13 protein-coding genes are annotated in these 18,569 nt (G+C 63.9%); 5 read left to right on the top strand and 8 right to left on the bottom strand.

Annotated elements, in window-relative coordinates:
- Positions 1-96: 96 nt before the first annotated feature.
- From EN818_RS01240 to EN818_RS01225, 4 genes are read right to left on the bottom strand one after another with little or no spacing between them, the layout of a single operon-like run.
- The gene (locus EN818_RS01240) at positions 97-804 is read right to left on the bottom strand and encodes an ABC-type transport auxiliary lipoprotein family protein (RefSeq protein WP_095805980.1); all 708 of its coding nucleotides are present in this window, start codon (positions 802-804) and stop codon (positions 97-99) included.
- Positions 782-2,155 (bottom strand): MlaD family protein, encoded by a 1,374-nt coding sequence (locus tag EN818_RS01235; protein WP_095805981.1) that lies wholly within the window; start codon positions 2,153-2,155, stop codon positions 782-784. The genes EN818_RS01240 and EN818_RS01235 overlap by 23 nt, the downstream gene beginning before the upstream one ends.
- Positions 2,156-2,169: 14 nt before the next feature.
- Positions 2,170-2,982, bottom strand: coding sequence for an ABC transporter ATP-binding protein (locus EN818_RS01230; protein WP_095805982.1), 813 nt, complete (start codon positions 2,980-2,982; stop codon positions 2,170-2,172).
- 1 nt (position 2,983) lies between these two features.
- The gene (locus EN818_RS01225) at positions 2,984-4,171 is read right to left on the bottom strand and encodes an ABC transporter permease (RefSeq protein ID WP_095805983.1); all 1,188 of its coding nucleotides are present in this window, start codon (positions 4,169-4,171) and stop codon (positions 2,984-2,986) included.
- A 77-nt stretch (positions 4,172-4,248) separates the two neighbouring features.
- Between EN818_RS01225 and dgcA the strand changes: the two genes are divergently transcribed.
- Complete coding sequence (dgcA, locus tag EN818_RS01220; protein WP_095805984.1) at positions 4,249-5,232, top strand: N-acetyl-D-Glu racemase DgcA; 984 nt, start codon at positions 4,249-4,251, stop codon at positions 5,230-5,232.
- Here dgcA and EN818_RS01215 read toward each other — a convergent pair.
- Both EN818_RS01215 and EN818_RS01210 read right to left on the bottom strand, forming a co-directional pair.
- Positions 5,203-6,417, bottom strand: coding sequence for an MFS transporter (locus tag EN818_RS01215; protein ID WP_095805985.1), 1,215 nt, complete (start codon positions 6,415-6,417; stop codon positions 5,203-5,205). The genes dgcA and EN818_RS01215 overlap by 30 nt on opposite strands.
- A 176-nt stretch (positions 6,418-6,593) precedes the next feature.
- On the bottom strand, positions 6,594-7,424 hold the full coding sequence (locus EN818_RS01210) for a UDP-2,3-diacylglucosamine diphosphatase (RefSeq protein ID WP_095805986.1): 831 nt from the start codon (positions 7,422-7,424) through the stop codon (positions 6,594-6,596).
- Positions 7,425-7,544: 120 nt separating this feature from the next.
- Here EN818_RS01210 and EN818_RS01205 point away from each other — a divergent pair, with 120 nt between their 5' ends.
- Both EN818_RS01205 and EN818_RS01200 read left to right on the top strand, forming a co-directional pair.
- Positions 7,545-8,324 (top strand): SDR family oxidoreductase, encoded by a 780-nt coding sequence (locus EN818_RS01205; protein WP_095805987.1) that lies wholly within the window; start codon positions 7,545-7,547, stop codon positions 8,322-8,324.
- Between the two features lie 172 nt (positions 8,325-8,496).
- Complete coding sequence (locus EN818_RS01200) at positions 8,497-10,821, top strand: NADP-dependent malic enzyme (RefSeq protein WP_129553941.1); 2,325 nt, start codon at positions 8,497-8,499, stop codon at positions 10,819-10,821.
- Positions 10,822-10,826: 5 nt separating this feature from the next.
- On the opposite strand, the gene EN818_RS01195 is transcribed toward EN818_RS01200, so the two are convergent.
- On the bottom strand, positions 10,827-11,447 hold the full coding sequence (locus tag EN818_RS01195) for a DUF1287 domain-containing protein (protein WP_245420340.1): 621 nt from the start codon (positions 11,445-11,447) through the stop codon (positions 10,827-10,829).
- A 134-nt stretch (positions 11,448-11,581) separates the two neighbouring features.
- On the opposite strand from EN818_RS01195, the gene EN818_RS01190 reads away from it, so the two are divergent.
- On the top strand, positions 11,582-12,787 hold the full coding sequence (locus EN818_RS01190; protein WP_095805990.1) for a DUF2865 domain-containing protein: 1,206 nt from the start codon (positions 11,582-11,584) through the stop codon (positions 12,785-12,787).
- Here EN818_RS01190 and gltX read toward each other — a convergent pair.
- A complete protein-coding gene (gene gltX, locus EN818_RS01185; protein ID WP_095805991.1) occupies positions 12,705-14,078 on the bottom strand; it encodes a glutamate--tRNA ligase in 1,374 nt (457 codons plus the stop codon). The genes EN818_RS01190 and gltX overlap by 83 nt on opposite strands.
- A gap of 723 nt (positions 14,079-14,801) precedes the next feature.
- Here gltX and EN818_RS01180 point away from each other — a divergent pair.
- Positions 14,802-18,560, top strand: a complete 3,759-nt coding sequence (locus EN818_RS01180; RefSeq protein WP_135903914.1) for a vitamin B12-dependent ribonucleotide reductase — start codon at positions 14,802-14,804, stop codon at positions 18,558-18,560.
- The last annotated feature ends 9 nt before the right edge of the window (positions 18,561-18,569 follow it).

Raw genomic sequence — 18,569 nt, 5'->3', positions numbered from 1 at the left:
AGGCCGCGCCGAGAACAAAAAAGGCGGGCAAGTCCCGCCTTTTTGATGTCCTCGGCCGCACCTTCGGCTCGTCGGAGCGCTTGGGACGATTCCCGCTCAGATCACCGAATCCGTCCAGCGGACGATGTCCTTCGCCGCTTGGCCGAAGGCGCTGTCCAGCGCGCCGACATAGGCGGCGTTGCCGCTGCCGGATACCGGCGCGCTCGCGCTGAAGCTCTTGGCAGCGCGCACCTCGCCATTGCGATCGTTGAGGATACGCACGAACAGATCGACCTCGGCATGCTCGCCGCCATTGACGCGAACTTCGAAGGTTCGCACCTCGGCGATGATCCGATAGTCGATCGCCAGCCCCTCGCCCGGCTTGCCGACGCCGGCAAAGCTGCCGGACCGCTGGAAGGTTTCGGCGAGCCTGGCCTGCACGATGAGCGGCAGGCGGTCCGCCCATTGCGCGCCCTTGAGATACTGGATCGACAGATCGGATGGCCTGATCACGATGTTCTGGCTGTCCAGCGCCTTGAGCGCCGACGGCTGGGTGATCAGGATCTGGCGGCGGCTGTGGCCATGCGCGTCGACCATCGGCGCCGACAATTCGAATGTGTCGAGCGGCGCCGGCTTGCCGCCCAGCGCCGCGCAGCCGGCGACCGAGAGCGCAAGCAGCAGCGCGGCCGATTTCACTCCGCCCGATCTGACAGTCGACTTCACGCGAGATCCCCGTTGTCCCCGGATCGTAAGATCAACCCGCAATTGCGGCCCTTGTTCTTGCGGTGGGCGAAGGCCGAAGTCAACGCCGCACCCTGCCGTCATATTGCCGGACCTCGCCCTCGCCGCCCGTCAGGATCCGCTGCGGATTGCGGCTGAGGTCGGTCACTGCTTCCTCGATGCGGTTGATCGACCTGCGGCTGTCCTGGACCAGCGCCTCGACATTCTGCAGGCCCTGGCCGGAGAAGCGGGCCAGATTGTCGGTGATGGTGCCGAGCCGCGCGTTCAGCGTATCGGCGACCTCCTTGAACGATTTCAGCGTCGCCCTGGCGTCGGCCATCACGCCATTGGCCTCGCCGGAGCCAAGCAGGTTGTCGACCTTGACCAGGATGCCGTCGACGCGCACCGAAGCGTCGTTGAGTCGCTGCGCAAGCTGTTTGGCGTCCTTGATCGTCTGGTCGATATCGTCGGCCCGGTTGGCGAATTTGTTCGTCACCTTGGCGATGTCGGCGGCGGCCTGATTGGCGTTGTCGCTGGCCTTCTGGATGTTGGCCAATGCGGTGCGCACCTCCGCCGGATCGATGCCGTCCAGCACGCCATTGACCTTGTCAAGCGTGCCTTGCGTCTTCTGCGCGAAGTCGTTGATCGAGCCGACCGCCGTGTTGACGTTGTTGATGACGGTGTCGAACTGCTTCGAAGTCTCCTTCAGATTGCCGGTCACCGTGTTGACGTTGGCGACAATGCTCTTGATCTGGTCCTTGTCGACGGAATTGAGCAGCCCTTCGGCGGCCTTCAAAGTGCCGTCGAGCTTGCCCGAAACACCCTTCAGCTCGTCGGAGAGCGCGCTGACGCTGGACAGGAACTTGTCGATGCCGTCGGAATTCTTGGCCAGCGCGTCGGAGAAGGTCTGCACGTTCCGGACGGTCTGGGTCAGCGGACCGCGGACGTCCCTGGTAAAGCCTTCCAGCTCGGACAGCACCTTGTCGGCGCGCGTGAAGATATCCTGCGCCGTCTGCAACAGATTGGTCACGGCGGACGGGTTGGCGACGATCTCGGCGACCTTGCCTTCCTTTTCCGCCTGGTCGAGCAGCTTCACCTCCTTGGGATCGGCCCCCTTGAGCTCGATATTGGCCTGGCCGGTGAGGCCGGCGAGCCCGATATCGGCCTGTGTCGACTTGGTGATCGGCGTCATGCGGTCGATTTCGGTGTCGGCGATGGCGACCGTCGGGTTGTCGACGTCGATATAGACGCGCTTGACGTCGCCCACCTTGACGCCGTTGAAGAGCACGAAGCTGCCGCGGCCGAGGCCTGAAGCAGAACCCGGGATGCGCACGCGCAACAGCGTCGTCTCGCCCCTGTCGCCGATCGCGGCCGTCCAATAGACGAAGGCGAAGGCCGCAAGGATCGCGGCCAGCGTGAAGATGCCGACAATGATGTAGTTGGCTCTGGTTTCCATTGCCTCACTTATGGCTATGCGCGGGCCGCGAGATCAAGTTGGCGAGCACGTTTTCCGCGGAAATACGATTTCACCCACGGCTCCTCGCTCTTCAGCATGTCGTCGATCGTGCCTTCGACCAGCACCTTCTTCTTGCCGAGCACCGCCACGTGGTCGCAGGCGGTGAACAGCGTGTCGAGGTCGTGCGTGACCATGTAGACCGTCAGGTCCATCGTATCGCGCAGCTTGACCACCAGCTCGTCGAACTCGGCGGCGCTGATCGGATCGAGGCCGGATGTCGGTTCGTCGAGGAAGACGATATCGGGATCGAGCGCCAGCGCGCGCGCCAGTGCCGCGCGCTTGATCATGCCGCCGGAGAGCTCGGACGGAAACTTCTGCGCCGCGTCCGGCGGCAGGCCGACCAGCTCGATCTTGAGCATGGCGAGTTCGTCCATCAGCTTCTTCGGCAGGTCGAGATATTCGCGCATCGGCACCTGAACGTTCTCCAGCACCGTCAGCGCCGAAAACAGCGCGCCATGCTGGAACAGGACTCCGAGCCGCATGTCGATGCGCAGGCGATCGGCTTCGCTTGCCTTGTCGACGTCGACGTTGAACAGCTTGATCGTGCCTGACTGCTTGGGCATCAGGCCCAGAATGGTGCGCAGCAGCACAGACTTGCCGGCGCCCGAAGCACCGACGAACCCCAGGATCTCGCCGCGCTTGATGTCGAGCGACAGCTTGTCGAGGATGACCTTGTCGCCAAAGGCGACGGTCACGTCGCGCACGGAAAGCACGACTTCGCTGTCGTCCTTGTCCTGCGCTGGCTTGGGTCCGTTCGCGATCGCCATGTCAGAACTCGATCGCCGCATAGAACATGGCGAACAGCCCGTCGAGGATGATAACGACGAAGATCGACTTCACCACCGAGGCGGTGACGTGCTGGCCCAGCGATTCGGCGCTGCCGCCCACCTTCATGCCTTCGACCGAGGCGATGATGCCGATGATCATGGCCATGAAGGGTGCCTTGATCAGCCCGGCAAAAATCGTGCTGATGTCGATGGCGACACGCAGCCGGTCGAGGAATGCGGCCGGCGGAATATCGGAGTAGAGCCAGGCAGCAACGATGCCGCCGGCAAGGGCGGCGAAATTGGCGACGATCGTCAGACATGGCAGCGCGATCACCAATGCCACCAGCCGCGGAAAGACGAGCACGCCGATGGGGTTGAGCCCGATCACCTTCAGCGCGTCGACTTCCTCGCGCATTTTCATCGAGCCGATCTCGGCGGTGATGGCGCTTCCCGAGCGGCCCGCCAGCATGATCGCCGTCATCAGCACGCCGAGTTCGCGCAGGATAAGCACGCCGACGAGATCCACGACGAAAATGTCGGCCCCGAAATAGCTCAGCTGATAGGCGCCCTGCTGCGCCACGATGGCGCCGACGATGGCCGACATCAGCACCACCACGGGGATGGCGCCGACGCCCATGCGATCGATCTGGTTGAAGATGGCGGCCGGATTGACGGCATGGCCGCGGCCGAGCTTCATCTGCGCGCCCCGGATGGTGGCACCAAGGATGTTCATCGACGCGAAAAAGTCGTCGCGCATCTCGAAGACGCGTCGGCCGACCAGTTCCAGCGCGCGCAAGATGATGTTGGGCGGGCCGGCCGGGCCTGATTCGCGCTCGCGGCGGACCGCATCGCCAACCGCGCCGAGCAGGATCGAAGCGACTTCGCTCTGCCCCTGCAGGTGGACTTCGACACCCTTCTTCTCGAAGGCGCTGGCGAGACGGTCGATCAGCCAGGCGCCGGCGGTGTCGATCTTCTCGATCTTGGAAAGATCGAGGATCAGGCTTTTTGCGCCGCTGCGCTTCTCGACCTTGCGCATATCCGCGTCGATCAGCGCTACGGTGCGCGTGGTCCAGACGCCGGAGAACGCACAGCCGAGAACGCCGTCCTCCTCGCCCACGGCGACGCGCGGCTGGTGATTGGCTTCACCGGAGGCCGTGCGGCTTGCGTCGCGTTTGCGGATGTTCAACATGGCGTCCTGTTTAGCGTGGCGGAACTGGCGTGTCGATTTGCCGGCAGACCCGGGCCGCATAGCCGGAGAAGAAAAATATGGCGCGTGTCATTTCGGTCGAGCCGGAGCGCTTTCCCATCGCCGGCGCCTTCACCATCTCGCGCGGCTCGAAGACCGAGGCAGAGGTCATCACAGTCACAATCGCTCACGAAGGTCATATAGGGCGCGGCGAATGCGTCCCCTACAGGCGCTACGGCGAGACCATGGAAGGCGTGCGCGAGGCGATCGAGGCAATGCGTCCGCGCCTTGCAGGCGGGATGGACCGAGCCGCCCTGCTCACGGCCATGCCGGCCGGCGCCGCGCGCAACGCCATCGATTGCGCGCTGTGGGATCTGGAGGCCAAGCTGAGCGGCAGGCCAGTGGCAACCCGGATCTGCGCTGCCCAACCGCACGCGCTTGAAACTGCCTACACGCTCTCGCTCGGTGAGCCGGAAGCCATGGCCGCCCAGGCCCGCGCCAACGCCACGCGGCCTTTGCTCAAGGTCAAGATCGGCGGCGACAACGACTTGGCCCGCATTCGCGCGGTGACCGAGGCCGCTCCGCGGAGCCGGATCATTCTCGATGCCAATGAGGGCTGGACGGACGGCAACATCGAAGCCAATCTGGCCTTCGCCGCCCAACTCGGGATCGCGCTGATCGAGCAGCCTCTGCCCGCCGGCCGCGACGGCATCCTGCGCGAGATCGCTCATCCGGTGCCGATCTGCGCCGACGAAAGCGTGCATGAGGCAAAGGACCTCGATTCGCTGGTCGGCCTCTACGACGCGGTCAACATCAAGCTCGACAAGTCAGGCGGTCTGACGGAGGCGGTCAAGCTTAACGAACGCGCCCGTGAGCTGGGATTCGGCATCATGGTGGGCTGCATGGTCGGCACCTCGCTCGCCATGGCGCCGGCCGTCCTGCTTGCTCAGGACGCCGATTTCGTGGATCTCGACGGTCCGCTGCTGCTGGCCCGCGATCGCGAGCCAGGCCTGGTCTACCAGGGATCGCTGGTATCACCGCCGGACCGGGGACTGTGGGGCTGAACGCGCGGCAAGCCCGATCAGCGCAAGACCGGCAATCGCGATCGGGATCATCACCAGAAACCCGTCGACGCCGAGACGTTCATAGAGCGGCCCGGACGCGAGCGTCACCGCAGCCATGAAGAAGCCGTTGAAGAAATAGGCAATGCCTTGCGCGGCACCCGTACGTTCTTCGGACACCGTTTCTCCGATCATCTTCTGCAGGCCGATCAGCACCATCGCCACCGACACCGAATGCAGCGTCTGGACGCCGAAGAATCCGGCAACACCCAGTCCGAGCGGCCAGACCATCGGAAAGGCGATCCAGCGCAAGATGGCGCCGAAGCCCGCGATCATCATGACCCTGGTCACCGAGACGGAAGCGAAAATGCGGTTGAAGAACAGAAACATGCCGACTTCCGACACCACGCCCCAAGCCCAAAGCAGGCCAACGACCGAGTCGCCGATGCCGATCGACTTCCAATAGATCGACACAAAGCCGTAAAGGAATGCGTGGCTGGCGGTGATGATGCCGACGCCAAGGGTGAAATAGAGAAAATAGGCGTTGAACAGGCTCGGCGCCGAATGCTGCAGATCGGCCGCCGACAGCGGCGACGCCTTGCGTGGCCTTCCCATGCGCGGCGCCAACAAGCCCGCAATCAGCGCGGCCGCGAGCGCAACGAAGAGGATCGCCGGCACGGCTTTGGCTCCGGTTTGCGCGAGGATGAAGCCGCCCACGACATTGGCGCAGAGATAGGAGACGGAGCCCCATTTGCGCATGCCGGTGTATTTGGAGCCGAATCGGCGCACGCCGGACAGCGCCAGCGAATCGGCCATCGGCGAATGCGGCGTCCAGGCGATCGTCAAAAGCAGCGATATGGCCAGCACGATCGCGTAGGTGGCCGGCAGGAAATAGCCGGCCGAAATGATCATCGATGCCGCGACCAGCGCGATGTAGACGTTGGCACGGTCCTTCGCCCGGTCGGCAAAGGCGGTCAGCATGGGTGTCGTCACCACTCGCAGAAACATCGGCGCCGCCAGGATGACGGCGATCTGCTCGGCATGGAAACCCTTGGCCTGCAACCAGAGCGGAAAATAGGGCAGATGGATGCCAAGCGACACGAACAATGTCGCGAAGATCAGGCTCATGCGCAGTTCGAAATGGCTCGGTTTGACGAGTTGCTCGGGCGAAAGTGGCGGCAGCGACATGAATCGATCCAATTACGTTGCGTGGGACGGCCTGCAACGCGTTGCGTTCCCTAACATGAGGCAGCACACGGCGGAACTGCCTGGACCAACCGATCAGGCTGAAACTGTTGAGACGAATTCTCCGGCCCATCGCGGAAGGCGGCCGCGGCTCGCGTCGTGATCGACAATTGGAGGGGTCAGGCGGCCTTGGCCGCCCTGCCCTGGATGCCGACGATATCGACGGGCACGAGCACGTCCTTTCCGGCCGGCGCCTGCGGCTGCACATGCGCCCAGGTCAGGATCTCCATGCGGCCGTCGAAATGCTCGACCACCGCCGTGCAGCTTTCCACCCAGTCACCCGTGTTGATGTACTGGACCTCGCCATAGTTCTCGATCGCCGCGTGGTGGATGTGGCCGCAGATGACGCCGTCGACATGGGAGCGTCGCGCTTCCTCGGAGAGCACCGTCTGGAACGAGCCGATGAAGTTGACGGCCTTCTTGACCTTGACCTTGGCCCAGGACGAGAACGACCAGTAAGGCAGGCCGAGCATGTGGCGCAGCTTCGTCACGACCCGGTTGACCATCATCGCCGCGTCATAGGCGTAGTCGCCAAGATAGGCGAGCCAGCGCCGGTTGTGCACAATGGTGTCGAACTGGTCGCCATGGATGACGAGCATCCGCCTGCCGTCGGCGGTCACGTGGATGGCGCGGTCGGCAACGACGATGCCGCCGAAATGCACGCCCTGGAACTGGCGGGCGAACTCGTCATGGTTGCCGGCAATGTAGGTGATGCTGGCGCCCTTGCGCGCCTTGCGCAGCAGTTTTTGCACCACGTCATTGTGGCTCTGCGGCCAGTGCCAGTTGCGCCGCAGGCGCCAGCCATCGACGATATCGCCGACCAGATAGATGATGTCGGCCTCATGGTGGCGCAGGAAGTCGATCAGGAAGTCGGCCTTGGCCGCCTTGGAACCGAGATGCACGTCCGAAATGAACATGCTGCGGAAAGTGCGGGGCTCTGGACCGGACATCGCTTGTCACCGTTGCTTTCGCGACAGCCTATGCCCCGATTCATGCAACAACCGTATGACGGTTGCGATTGGTCCAGCCCAGGCGCTAGCCTGCCGGACCTATCAACGGAGAAAACCGCCATGGATCTCGGCATTCGCGGAAAGAAGGCCATCGTCTGCGCTTCCAGCAAGGGACTGGGGCGCGGCTGCGCGGTCGCGCTTGCGGAGGCAGGCTGTGATCTCGTCGTCAACGGCCGCAACGCCGAGCTTTTGGCCAAGACCGCACAGGACATTCGCGAAAGATTCGGGGTCGGAGTAATCGAAGTGGCAGGCGATGTCTCGAAACCGGAGGTGCAGAAGGCGCTGCTTGCCGCCTGTCCGGACCCCGACATCCTGGTCAACAACAATGGCGGCCCGCCGCTGCGCGATTTCCGCGAGCTTGACCGCGCCAAGATCCTCGAGGGCGTGACGCAGAACATGGTGACGCCGATCGAACTCATCCAGGCGGTGATCGACGGCATGGCCAAGCGCGGCTTCGGCCGCATCGTCAACATCACCTCGCTGTCGGTCTATGTGCCGATACCCGGCCTCGACCTGTCCTCGGGCGCCCGCGCCGGCCTGACATCGTTCCTCGCCGGCGTGGCGCGCACGGTGATCGACCGCAACGTCACGATCAACAGCCTGTTGCCCGGCAAGCTCGACACCGACCGGCTGCGCGGTCCGCACGAGGCCGGCACGCCGGAGGAGCCGGCCGCGGCCGCCGCGCGCAAGGCCCGCATCAGCGCCGATGTGCCGGCCAAACGCCTCGGCACGCCGGAAGAGTTCGGGCAGATCTGCGCCTTCCTCTGCTCGGTCCATGCCGGCTATCTCACCGGCCAGAACATTCCGGTCGACGGCGGCCTTTACGTCAGCGCCTTCTGATCGCGTGGACTACCCGGCAGCGTCACGGCCACAGAGTCTTCCTGTAACAATCTGAAATAACTTGGCATTTTGCGCTTCGGTAACACGAATGCCAAAATCGTGATTTGGCGTCGCGAAGAATCTTCGCCGCATGCTAAAAGGCTCGAACGCAGCAAGCACAGGGAGGGGCGCAATGGACGGCGAGAGCAAACAAACGGCCAGGTCGGATCTCGATGAGGCCGCGCTCTTCTTCCATAAGCATCCCACCCCGGGAAAACTGGAAATTCAGGCTACCAAGCCGCTCGGCAACCAGCGCGACCTGGCGCTCGCTTATTCGCCCGGCGTCGCCGCACCATGCCTTGAAATCCGTGACGATCCGGCAGCGGCTGCCGATTACACGGCGCGCGCCAATTTGGTCGGCGTGGTCTCCAACGGCTCCGCGGTTCTTGGCCTCGGCAATATCGGCCCGCTCGCCTCCAAGCCGGTGATGGAAGGCAAGGCCGTGCTGTTCAAGAAGTTTGCCGGCATCGATGTCTTCGACATCGAGATCGACGCGCCGGAAATCGAGCGCATGGTCGAGACGGTGGCAGCCCTCGAGCCGACCTTCGGCGGTATCAACCTCGAGGACATCAAGGCCCCGGAATGTTTCGAGGTCGAGGAGCAGTTAAAGGCGCGCATGCGCATTCCGGTCTTCCATGACGACCAGCATGGCACAGCGATCATCGTCGCCGCCGCGGTGCTGAACGGACTGGAATTCGCCGGCAAGAAGATCGCCGACATCAAGATCGTAACCTCCGGCGCGGGTGCTGCAGCGCTTGCCTGCCTCAACCTTTTGGTCTCGCTCGGCGCCAGGGTCGAAAACATCTGGGTCACCGATCGGTTCGGCGTCGCCCATAAGGGCCGCATCGAAGAGATGGATCGCTGGAAAGACCCCTATGTGAAGGACACGCCGGCGCGCACGCTGGCCGATGTCATTCCCGGTGCCGATGTCTTCCTGGGCCTCTCCGCCGCCGGCGTGCTGAAACCCGAACTCTTGCAGGACATGGCGCCGAAGCCGCTGATCCTGGCGCTTGCCAATCCGACTCCGGAAATCATGCCGGAAGTGGCAAGGGCGGCTCGGCCGGACGCCATGATCTGCACCGGGCGTTCCGACTTTCCCAATCAAGTCAATAACGTGCTCTGCTTTCCTTACATTTTCCGCGGCGCGCTCGACTGCGGCGCCAGCGCCATCAACGAGGAGATGAAGATGGCCGCCGTGCGGGCGATCGCCGCACTTGCGCGCGAAGAGCCGTCCGACGTTGCGGCGCGCGCCTATTCAGGCGAGACGCCGATCTTCGGCCCCGATTTCCTCATCCCCTCGCCCTTCGACCCACGCCTCATCCTGCGCATTGCGCCGGCGGTGGCCAAGGCCGCCTGCGAGACCGGCGTGGCAACGCGGCCGATCACCGATTTTGCCGCCTATATCGACAAGCTCAACCGCTTCGTCTTCCGCTCCGGGCTGGTGATGAAGCCGGTGTTCTCCTCGGCCAAGGCCTCGAGCGCCAAGCGCGTCATCTACGCCGACGGCGAAGACGAGCGCGTGCTGCGCGCCGCGCAGGTGGTGCTGGAAGAAGGCATTGCCGAGCCGATCCTGATCGGCCGTCCTGCTGTCGTCGACGTGCGGCTGAAGCGCTACGGGCTGCGGATCCGGCCGGGCGTCGACTTCGGCTTGATCAATCCGGAGGACGATCCGCGCTACCGCAACTATGTCGATCTCTTGATCGAACTCGCCGGACGGCGCGGCGTGACCACCGAGGCCGCTCGCACCATGGTGCGCACCGACAACACGGTGATCGCCGCCCTGGCGCTGAAGCGCGGCGACGCGGACGCCATGGTCTGCGGCCTCGAAGGCCGCTTCGAACGCCATCTGCGCAACGTGACGCTGATCATAGGGGCCCGCCCGGGCATCAAGGACCAGGATCTGTCGACACTGTCGATGCTGATTTCGCAGCGCGGCATCATCTTCCTCACCGACACCCACGTCTCGGTCGACCCGACGGCGGAGGAGATCGCCGAAATGACCGTGCTGGCGGCGGAGGAAATCCAGCGCTTCGGCATCGAGCCCAAAGCTGCGCTGCTGTCGCATTCGGATTTCGGCTCGCGCGATTCGCCGAGCGCACTGAAGATGCGCCAGGCGGCCATGATTCTTGCCCGCATCGCGCCCGAGTTGCAGTGCGACGGCGAGATGCATGCCGACTCGGCGCTGTCGGAGCACCTGCGCCAGCGCGTTTATCCGCATTCGCGTCTGAAGGGCGAAGCAAACCTGCTGGTGTTCCCGAACCTCGATTCCGCCAACATCACGCTGACGGCGCTGCGCGCCATGATGGATGCGCTGCATGTCGGGCCGATCCTGCTCGGCACCGACAAGCCGGCGCATATTCTGACGCCGTCGGTGACATCACGCGGCGTCGTCAACATGACGGCGCTGGCAGTCGTGGAGGCGGCGCACAAGGCCCAGGCTCTCGTGGATCTAAGCTGAGCGTCTCAAGCTGGCGCGAAGCGGAAATGCCCGGTCTGCCGGAAAGCGTATAGCGTGTCCTCCTCGCGGACGCCCTGCCCGATATTGTGAATGAGCAGCGCCCTTTCCGGCGCCGCCGGCGAGCGACTGGACGAGACAATGGCGATATGCGCCAGATTGCCGGGCAGCATCTGGGTGACGAGATCGCCGGGCCGGTAGTCGGCGGGATCCTCGCTGATGGGCAAGGAAACGCCCCGCCGTCCGAAAAAGGCTGCAAGATTAGGGACCCGGCGATGATCTATGTTGCGGTCGGGCGATTTGAGGCCCCAATCTTTCGGATAGGCGGCGAAATTGGCCAGCATGTCCTCATGCACGAGCTTCTGCAGGTCGAGACCGAAGGCACGGCGATAGGCGCGAACCACGACATCCGTGCACACCCCACGGTCCTGCGCGACGTCGCCGCCGGGATAAGCCAGGCGGACATAGGTCGGATCATAGAGCCTGGTGACGCCGATCTGCTGACGCGCCGCATCGACCAATCTGGTCCGCCAATCCGACGCGGCGGGTGTCGCCTCAGCCATGGCGACGGGTGTCGCCAGGCACATAAGACCGAGTTGCAATGCGGTTCGACGGGTAAGGACAGCCACGCTTCGCCCTCGCTCGAGTGCCCTGATTGGAGAACTGGTCCAGTGCGAAAACGTCTTTTTTAGGCTCTCGACTCGGGCATAGTCGGTTAACCGAGGAAGCGTAGCTTCGGACGGAGAGGCAATCGGGGTTTCGAATGAGAGGCGCGGGGTTGAAGCTGAGCCGCGTTGCGACGCTGCTTGCCGCGCTCGCGGCGTCGGTGTTTGCGGTGACCGAGCCGCATGCCGCCTCCTCCATGTGCCGCCAGCTCGAAGCCGAACTCGCCGCCACGCGCGGCGGCGGTGGGGCCAGCCTGATCGCCAAATATGACGACGCCATCACGCGGCAGCGCGAGCAATTGGCAAAAGCACGAAGCCGCGCCAACGCTGCCAGCTGCGGCTTCACGCTGTTTGCGCGCAATGTCAGCCAATGCGCCGCGATCAATGCCTCGATCGAGCGCATGAGTGCCAATCTCGACGCTCTGCAGGCCAAACGTGAGCGGCTGGCCAGTGGTGGCTCGAGCCGTGATCGCCGCCGCATTCTGGCGGCTCTAGACGCCAATGGCTGCCGCGGCGCCGATGAGCTCGCGCAACGACGCATGCCGGCTGAAGAAGTTGCCCGCGACGACGGCAACCTGTTCGCACAGCTTTTTGGGCAACAGAACCGGGAGATCGGGACTCTCGATACGCCTGCAGAGCCCGGCATCCCCCCGGACGACCCCAGCGAGCGCTATACGCGCCGCGTCATCAACCAGCCGGAGGGCATGGACCTGCCGGGAGCGGATGACGAATTCCGTACGGTGTGTGTGCGCACCTGCGATGGCTATTTCTTCCCGATGTCGAACGCCGCCTCCTATGGCGACTTCGAGCGCGACCAGAAGAATTGCGAGTCGAGCTGCCCCGGCACCGACATGCGGGTCTTCTACACCCGCGGCATGAACCACGATCCCGGCTCGATGACCTCGACGGCGACCGGCCGCCCCTATAGCGAGCTGCCGACAGCCTATCTCTACAAGAGGGCCAATTTCTCGCGGCCGCCGGCCTGCGGCTGCAACGCAAAGCCCGAAAACTTCGCGATTGTTGGCGGCAACGCACCCAATCCGCAAGAGTCGCAGCCGGTAGGCGAGAGCCAATCCTTCATCCGGGTTCCGGCCACCAAGCCGGACCCGGCGGTCGATCGTGAAACCGCCGCCAACCAGCAAGGCGGGCTCGACCATGATACGATCAAGCGGCAGACCTCCAAGACGCCAGCCTCGGCGCTGCCGCCGGATCAGCGCAAGGTCAGGGTCGTCGGGCCAGCGTTCCTTCCCGACCCATCAGCGGCAATAGATCTGCAAGCTCCGGCCCGGAAGAGCGGCCAGTAAGGGCGAGCCTCAGCGGCATGAAGAGCGGCTTGCCCTTGCGGCCCGTGGATTCCCTGATCCTGCCGGTCCAGTCCTTCCACACGGTGCCGTTCCACGGCTCTTCCGGCAGAAGGTCGAAGGCCTGGTGGAGGAAATCGCGGTCCTCGCCGGTAAATTCGGCCCGCTCCTGCGGACCATCGCTGAGGATGCGCCACCAGACGACGGCGTCCGACAGGCGGTCGAGGTTGCCGCGCACCGCCATCCAGAAGGGCTCGGCCTTTTCGCCGGAAATGCCAAGCACGATCAGCCGGTCGCGCGCCTCCTCGAACGACATGTGATGCATGAGCGTCCGGTTGAGCACGAAGAGTTCGTCGGGATCGAACTTTGCCGCGGACTTCGACGTCGCGGCCGGGTCGAAATGCTCGGCGAGCTCATTGAGATCGTGCGCGGCCGTGACATTCTCCGACGTGCCGACCAGCACGGCAAGCGAGGCAACGGCCATCGGCTCGATACCGTCCTCGCGCAGGCTCTCGATCGACAGCGCGCCGGTGCGCTTCGACAGCCCCTCGCCCGTGGTCGTGGTCAACAGATTGTGGTGGCCGAAGGCTGGCGGCTCGGCGCCGAGCGCCTTGAAGAGAGCGATCTGCACGCCGGTGTTGGTGACATGATCGTCGCCGCGGATGACATGGGTGACGCCCATATCGATGTCGTCGACCACCGAAGGCAGCGTGTAGAGATAGGTGCCGTCCTCGCGCACCAGCACCGGGTCGGAGAGCGAGGCAAGATCGACCGTCTCGTCGCCGCGCACCACGTCGTTCCAGTGCACCTCGGTGCGTTCCGGCTGCAACGGGTCGCTGGTGAAATTCGGCAATAGAAAGCGCCAGTGCGGCCGGCGCCCGTCGGATTCGTATTCGGCGACCTGCTCCGGCGTCAGCGTCAGCGCCTCGCGGCCATAGACCGGCGGCAGCCCGCGCGTGCGGCGCACCTTGCGGCGGAGGTCCAGTTCCTCCGGCGTCTCGTAGCAGGCATAAAGCACACGCGCCGCCTTCAGCCGCTCTACCGCCGCATCGTAGATCTCGAAGCGCCGCGACTGATATTCGGTGACGTCCGGGAAAATGCCCAGCCAATGCAGGTCGTAGAGGATGGAATCGGCAAATTCCTGTTTCGAGCGGCCGATGTCGGTGTCATCGAAACGCTGGATGTAGCGGCCCTTGTTGTTCACGGCGAACAGCCAGTTGAACAGCGCGGTGCGCGCATTGCCGATATGGATACGGCCGGTCGGCGATGGGGCAAAACGGACGGTAACTGTCATGAGCGGGGCGTAGCGGATGCGTTTGAGCTTGACAAGACGCGCCCCCGCGCGAAGGCAACAGATAGTGCAAGCCAGCTAAAATGAAAAGGCAGGGTTGGTCGGCATCGCCCCAAGACGACTGACCAAGCCGGTCAAGGAAGCACGAATCCGAAGTCGCCAAGCCGCATCGCTGTCCCCGTTATCCACACATGTGACACACAACATGTTGGGGTCACAAAACCTACAAAAACGAATCCTTGACGGTTCAAAACGAGTCGCTCTTTATAGGCCATGCGCTCCTGTTGAGGGCGTGACCGGAGAGTTCAGAGGCCGGTCTTTTTTCCCGGATTTTGTGCGTTTGGCCCACATTTCCGCCTGTTCACGAGGCTGGCGGAAGCGTTGGGATTGTTGGGGCTTGGCTGGGCGAAAGGGAGAATTGTCGGCCTGGAAAAAATGATCTGTTAACACTATATTTAGTGTTTGCAGGCAGGCTGAACCCTAGATAGTGTGGACCTCCCTCTTCCGAGGGAATCGACAAAAAAGTTTCAGTTTTGAGGGACCCGCGGGTCGGCCGGCAACCTGGGTGAACGCCTGGAAGGGCGTTTGCTTGTCTGCATGGCGGCCCCGCGACGAGGAGAATGCCGGCGTCCCTGCGATGCCGGCAAATGGCGGACTGCGCTTATCGGCTTTGGGACAGCAATCCCACAGGAAAAGCGCTATATATAGACAAAAGGGATCGGACCAATGCGCATCGAGCGTCGCTTCACCAAACCAGAGCAGTCGGCCTATGCGGAGATCGAATTCCGCAAGGCGCTGTCGGAGATCAAGAATCCCGACGGCTCGGTGGTGTTTCGCCTCGACAACATCGATGTGCCGGCCCAGTTCAGCCAGGTCGCGGCCGACATCCTGGCGCAGAAGTACTTCCGCAAGGCCGGCGTGCCGGCGCGGCTGAAGAAGGTCGAGGAGAACGATGTCCCCTCCTTCCTGTGGCGCTCGGTTGCCGACGAGGCCGAACTCGCCAAGCTGCCGGAGGCTGAGCGCTATGGTTCCGAGACCGATGCCCGTCAGGTCTTCGACCGGCTGTCCGGCACCTGGACGTATTGGGGCTGGAAGGGCGGCTACTTCAAGTCGGAAGAGGACGCGCGCGCTTTCCGCGATGAACTCGCCTATATGCTGGCCACCCAGCGCGTCGCGCCGAACTCGCCGCAATGGTTCAACACCGGCCTGCACTGGGCCTATGGCATCGACGGTCCGAGCCAGGGCCATTTCTATGTCGACCCCTTCACCGGCAAGCTGACCAAGTCGAAGTCCGCCTACGAGCATCCGCAGCCGCATGCCTGCTTCATCCAGAGCGTGCAGGACGACCTCGTCAACGAGGGCGGCATTATGGATCTGTGGGTGCGTGAGGCGCGCCTGTTCAAATACGGCTCAGGCACCGGCTCGAACTTCTCGATGCTGCGCGGCGAAGGCGAGAAGCTTTCCGGCGGCGGCCGTTCGTCCGGCCTGATGAGCTTCCTCAAGATCGGCGACCGCGCGGCCGGCGCCATCAAGTCGGGCGGCACGACGCGCCGCGCCGCCAAGATGGTCATCGTCGACGCCGACCATCCCGATATCGAGGAATTCATCGATTGGAAGGTCAATGAGGAGCAGAAGGTTGCCTCGTTGGTGACCGGCTCGAAGATCGTCAAGAAGCATCTCGAAGCGATCATGAAGGCCTGCGTCAATTGTGAGGGCAATGACGGCGACTGTTTCGACCCGGCTTTGAACACCGCGCTGAAGCGCGAGATCAAGGCGGCCAAGAAGGACGCCGTACCGGAGAACTACATCTACCGCGTCATCCAGTTCGCCCGCCAGGGCTACACTTCGATGTCGTTCAAGACCTACGACACCGACTGGGATTCCGACGCCTACCTCACTGTCTCCGGCCAGAACTCCAACAACTCGGTGTCGCTGAAGGACAATTTCCTGCGCGCCGTCGAGGCCGATGGTGACTGGCAGCTCACCGCCCGCAAGGACGGCAAGGTGCTGAAGACGCTGAAGGCCAAGGAGCTGTGGGAAAAGATCGGCTACGCCGCCTGGGCGTCGGCCGATCCCGGCCTGCACTTCAACACGACGATGAACGACTGGCACACCTGCGCTTCCGCCGGTGCGATCCGGGCCTCCAATCCGTGCTCGGAATACATGTTCCTCGACGACACGGCCTGCAATCTCGCCTCGATCAACTTGCTGCCCTACCGCAAGGATGACGGGACGATCGACATCGCCGCCTTCGAGCACACCGTGCGGCTGTGGACCGTCGTGCTGGAAATCTCGGTGATGATGGCGCAGTTCCCGTCGAAGGAGATCGCCAAGCTCTCCTACGAATACCGCACGCTCGGCCTCGGCTACGCCAATATCGGCGGCCTGCTGATGACGTCCGGCATTCCCTATGACTCCGACGAGGGCCGCGCCATCTGCGCATCGCTCACCGCGATCATGACCGGCGTCGCCTATTCGACCTCGGCCGAGATGGCTTCCGAGCTCGGCGCCTTCCCGGACTATGACCGCAATGCGCAGAACATGCTGCGCGTCATGCGCAACCACCGCCGCGCCGCTTACGGAGACAAGGACGGCTACGAGAAGCTCGCCGTCAATCCGGTGCCGCTGATCGCCTCCGACCTCAAGCAGCAGGACCTGGCCGAGCATGCCCGCGCCGCCTGGGACCGCGCAATTGAGCTCGGCGAGGAGCACGGCTATCGCAACGCGCAGGCGACCGTGATCGCGCCGACCGGCACGATCGGCCTGGTCATGGATTGCGACACCACCGGCATCGAGCCCGACTTCGCGCTGGTGAAGTTCAAGAAGCTCGCCGGCGGCGGCTACTTCAAGATCATCAACCGCGCCGTGCCGGAAGCCCTGCGCACGCTCGGCTATTCCGAAAGCCAGATCGCCGAGATCGAGGCCTATGCGGTCGGCCACGGCAACCTCAACCAGGCGCCGGGCATCAACCCGTCCTCGCTCAAGGCCAAGGGCTTCACCGACGAGAAGATCGCGGCGCTGAACGCGGCGCTGAAGTCGGCCTTCGACATCAAGTTCGTGTTCAACCAGTGGACGCTCGGCGCCGACTGGGTGAAGGAGACGCTCGGCTTCACCGACGAGCAGCTCGGCGACTTCGCCTTCGAGATGCTGCCGGCCCTGGGCTTCTCCAGGAAGGACATCGACGCCGCCAACATCCATGTCTGCGGTGCCATGACGCTGCAAGGCGCGCCCTTCCTCAAGGCCGAACACCTCTCGGTGTTCGACTGCGCCAGCCCCTGCGGCAAGATCGGCAAGCGCTCGCTGTCGATCCAGAGCCACATCCTGATGATGGCTGCCGCGCAGCCCTTCATCTCGGGCGCCATTTCCAAGACCATCAACATGCCGAACGAGGCGACGGTCGAGGACGCCAAGAACGCCTACATGCTGTCCTGGAAGCTGGCGCTGAAGGCCAACGCGCTCTATCGCGACGGCTCGAAGCTGTCGCAGCCGCTCAATGCCTCGCTGCTCGCCGACGGCGATGAGGACGAGGACGAGGCGGTCGAGCAGCTGATCGCGGCGCCCGCCGCGCAGCGCGCCGTGCAGGTGACCGAAAAGATCGTCGAGCGCGTCATCGAGCGCCTCTACCGCGACCGCGAAAAACTGCCGAACCGCCGCAAGGGCTACACGCAGAAGGCGGTCGTCGGCGGCCACAAGGTGTATCTGCGCACCGGCGAGTTCGACGACGGCCGCCTCGGCGAGATCTTCATCGACATGCACAAGGAAGGCGCCGCCTTCCGCGCCATGATGAACAACTTCGCCATCGCCATCTCGCTCGGCCTGCAATATGGCGTGCCGCTCGACGAATATGTCGAGGCCTTCACCTTCACCAAGTTCGAGCCGGCCGGCATGGTGCAGGGCAACGACGCGATCAAGAACGCGACGTCGATCCTCGATTACGTGTTCCGCGAGCTTGCCGTCTCCTATCTCGGCCGCCACGACCTCGCCCATGTCGACCAGTCGGACTTCGACAAGACCTCGCTCGGCCGCGGCATCACCGAAGGCAAGGCGACACCCTTCTCCAAGGGCCTCTATCGCGGCGCCTCGCCGAGGCTGGTCGGTGCCAGCGAGCCGAAGGGTTTTGGCGGCGCGGCCCCGACGACCACCCCTGCCCGCGCAGCGCCCACCGCCTTCGCCGGCTCCAACGTGCTGGCGCTGAAGCCGGCGAGCGACGAGGCACTCGCCTACAAGCGCGACTATGAGGAGCGCGCCAGGGAACTGGCCGAGGAGATCGTCGAAGAGGAAGCCGCCGGCGCCGAAGCCCTCTTCACCGACGCCGCTGCCAACGAGGCGGCCGAGGCCAAGAAGCTCGCTGCCACCCGCCGCCAGCAGTCGCTGCTGCAAGGCTACACCGGCAACGAATGCTCCGAGTGCCACAACTTCACCATGGTGCGGAACGGCACCTGCGAGAAGTGCGATACATGTGGAAGCACGAGCGGGTGCAGCTGAGATCTAGAT

Source organism: Mesorhizobium sp. M3A.F.Ca.ET.175.01.1.1 (genome assembly GCF_004791945.1).
GTDB lineage: Bacteria > Pseudomonadota > Alphaproteobacteria > Rhizobiales > Rhizobiaceae > Mesorhizobium.
The sequence above is the reverse complement of the archived record's forward strand: the minus strand, read 5'-3'. Positions and strand labels throughout refer to the sequence as shown.

What these genes read in the sequence shown, in the direction of transcription:
- EN818_RS01240 (WP_095805980.1), bottom strand. Translation starts at nt 804, where the DNA reads ATGACGGCAGGGTGCGGCGTTGACTTCGGCCTTCGCCCACCGCAAGAA.
- EN818_RS01235 (WP_095805981.1), bottom strand. Translation starts at nt 2,155, where the DNA reads ATGGAAACCAGAGCCAACTACATCATTGTCGGCATCTTCACGCTGGCC.
- EN818_RS01230 (WP_095805982.1), bottom strand. Translation starts at nt 2,982, where the DNA reads ATGGCGATCGCGAACGGACCCAAGCCAGCGCAGGACAAGGACGACAGC.
- EN818_RS01225 (WP_095805983.1), bottom strand. Translation starts at nt 4,171, where the DNA reads ATGTTGAACATCCGCAAACGCGACGCAAGCCGCACGGCCTCCGGTGAA.
- dgcA (WP_095805984.1), top strand. Translation starts at nt 4,249, where the DNA reads ATGGCGCGTGTCATTTCGGTCGAGCCGGAGCGCTTTCCCATCGCCGGC.
- EN818_RS01215 (WP_095805985.1), bottom strand. Translation starts at nt 6,417, where the DNA reads ATGTCGCTGCCGCCACTTTCGCCCGAGCAACTCGTCAAACCGAGCCAT.
- EN818_RS01210 (WP_095805986.1), bottom strand. Translation starts at nt 7,424, where the DNA reads ATGTCCGGTCCAGAGCCCCGCACTTTCCGCAGCATGTTCATTTCGGAC.
- EN818_RS01205 (WP_095805987.1), top strand. Translation starts at nt 7,545, where the DNA reads ATGGATCTCGGCATTCGCGGAAAGAAGGCCATCGTCTGCGCTTCCAGC.
- EN818_RS01200 (WP_129553941.1), top strand. Translation starts at nt 8,497, where the DNA reads ATGGACGGCGAGAGCAAACAAACGGCCAGGTCGGATCTCGATGAGGCC.
- EN818_RS01190 (WP_095805990.1), top strand. Translation starts at nt 11,582, where the DNA reads ATGAGAGGCGCGGGGTTGAAGCTGAGCCGCGTTGCGACGCTGCTTGCC.
- gltX (WP_095805991.1), bottom strand. Translation starts at nt 14,078, where the DNA reads ATGACAGTTACCGTCCGTTTTGCCCCATCGCCGACCGGCCGTATCCAT.
- EN818_RS01180 (WP_135903914.1), top strand. Translation starts at nt 14,802, where the DNA reads ATGCGCATCGAGCGTCGCTTCACCAAACCAGAGCAGTCGGCCTATGCG.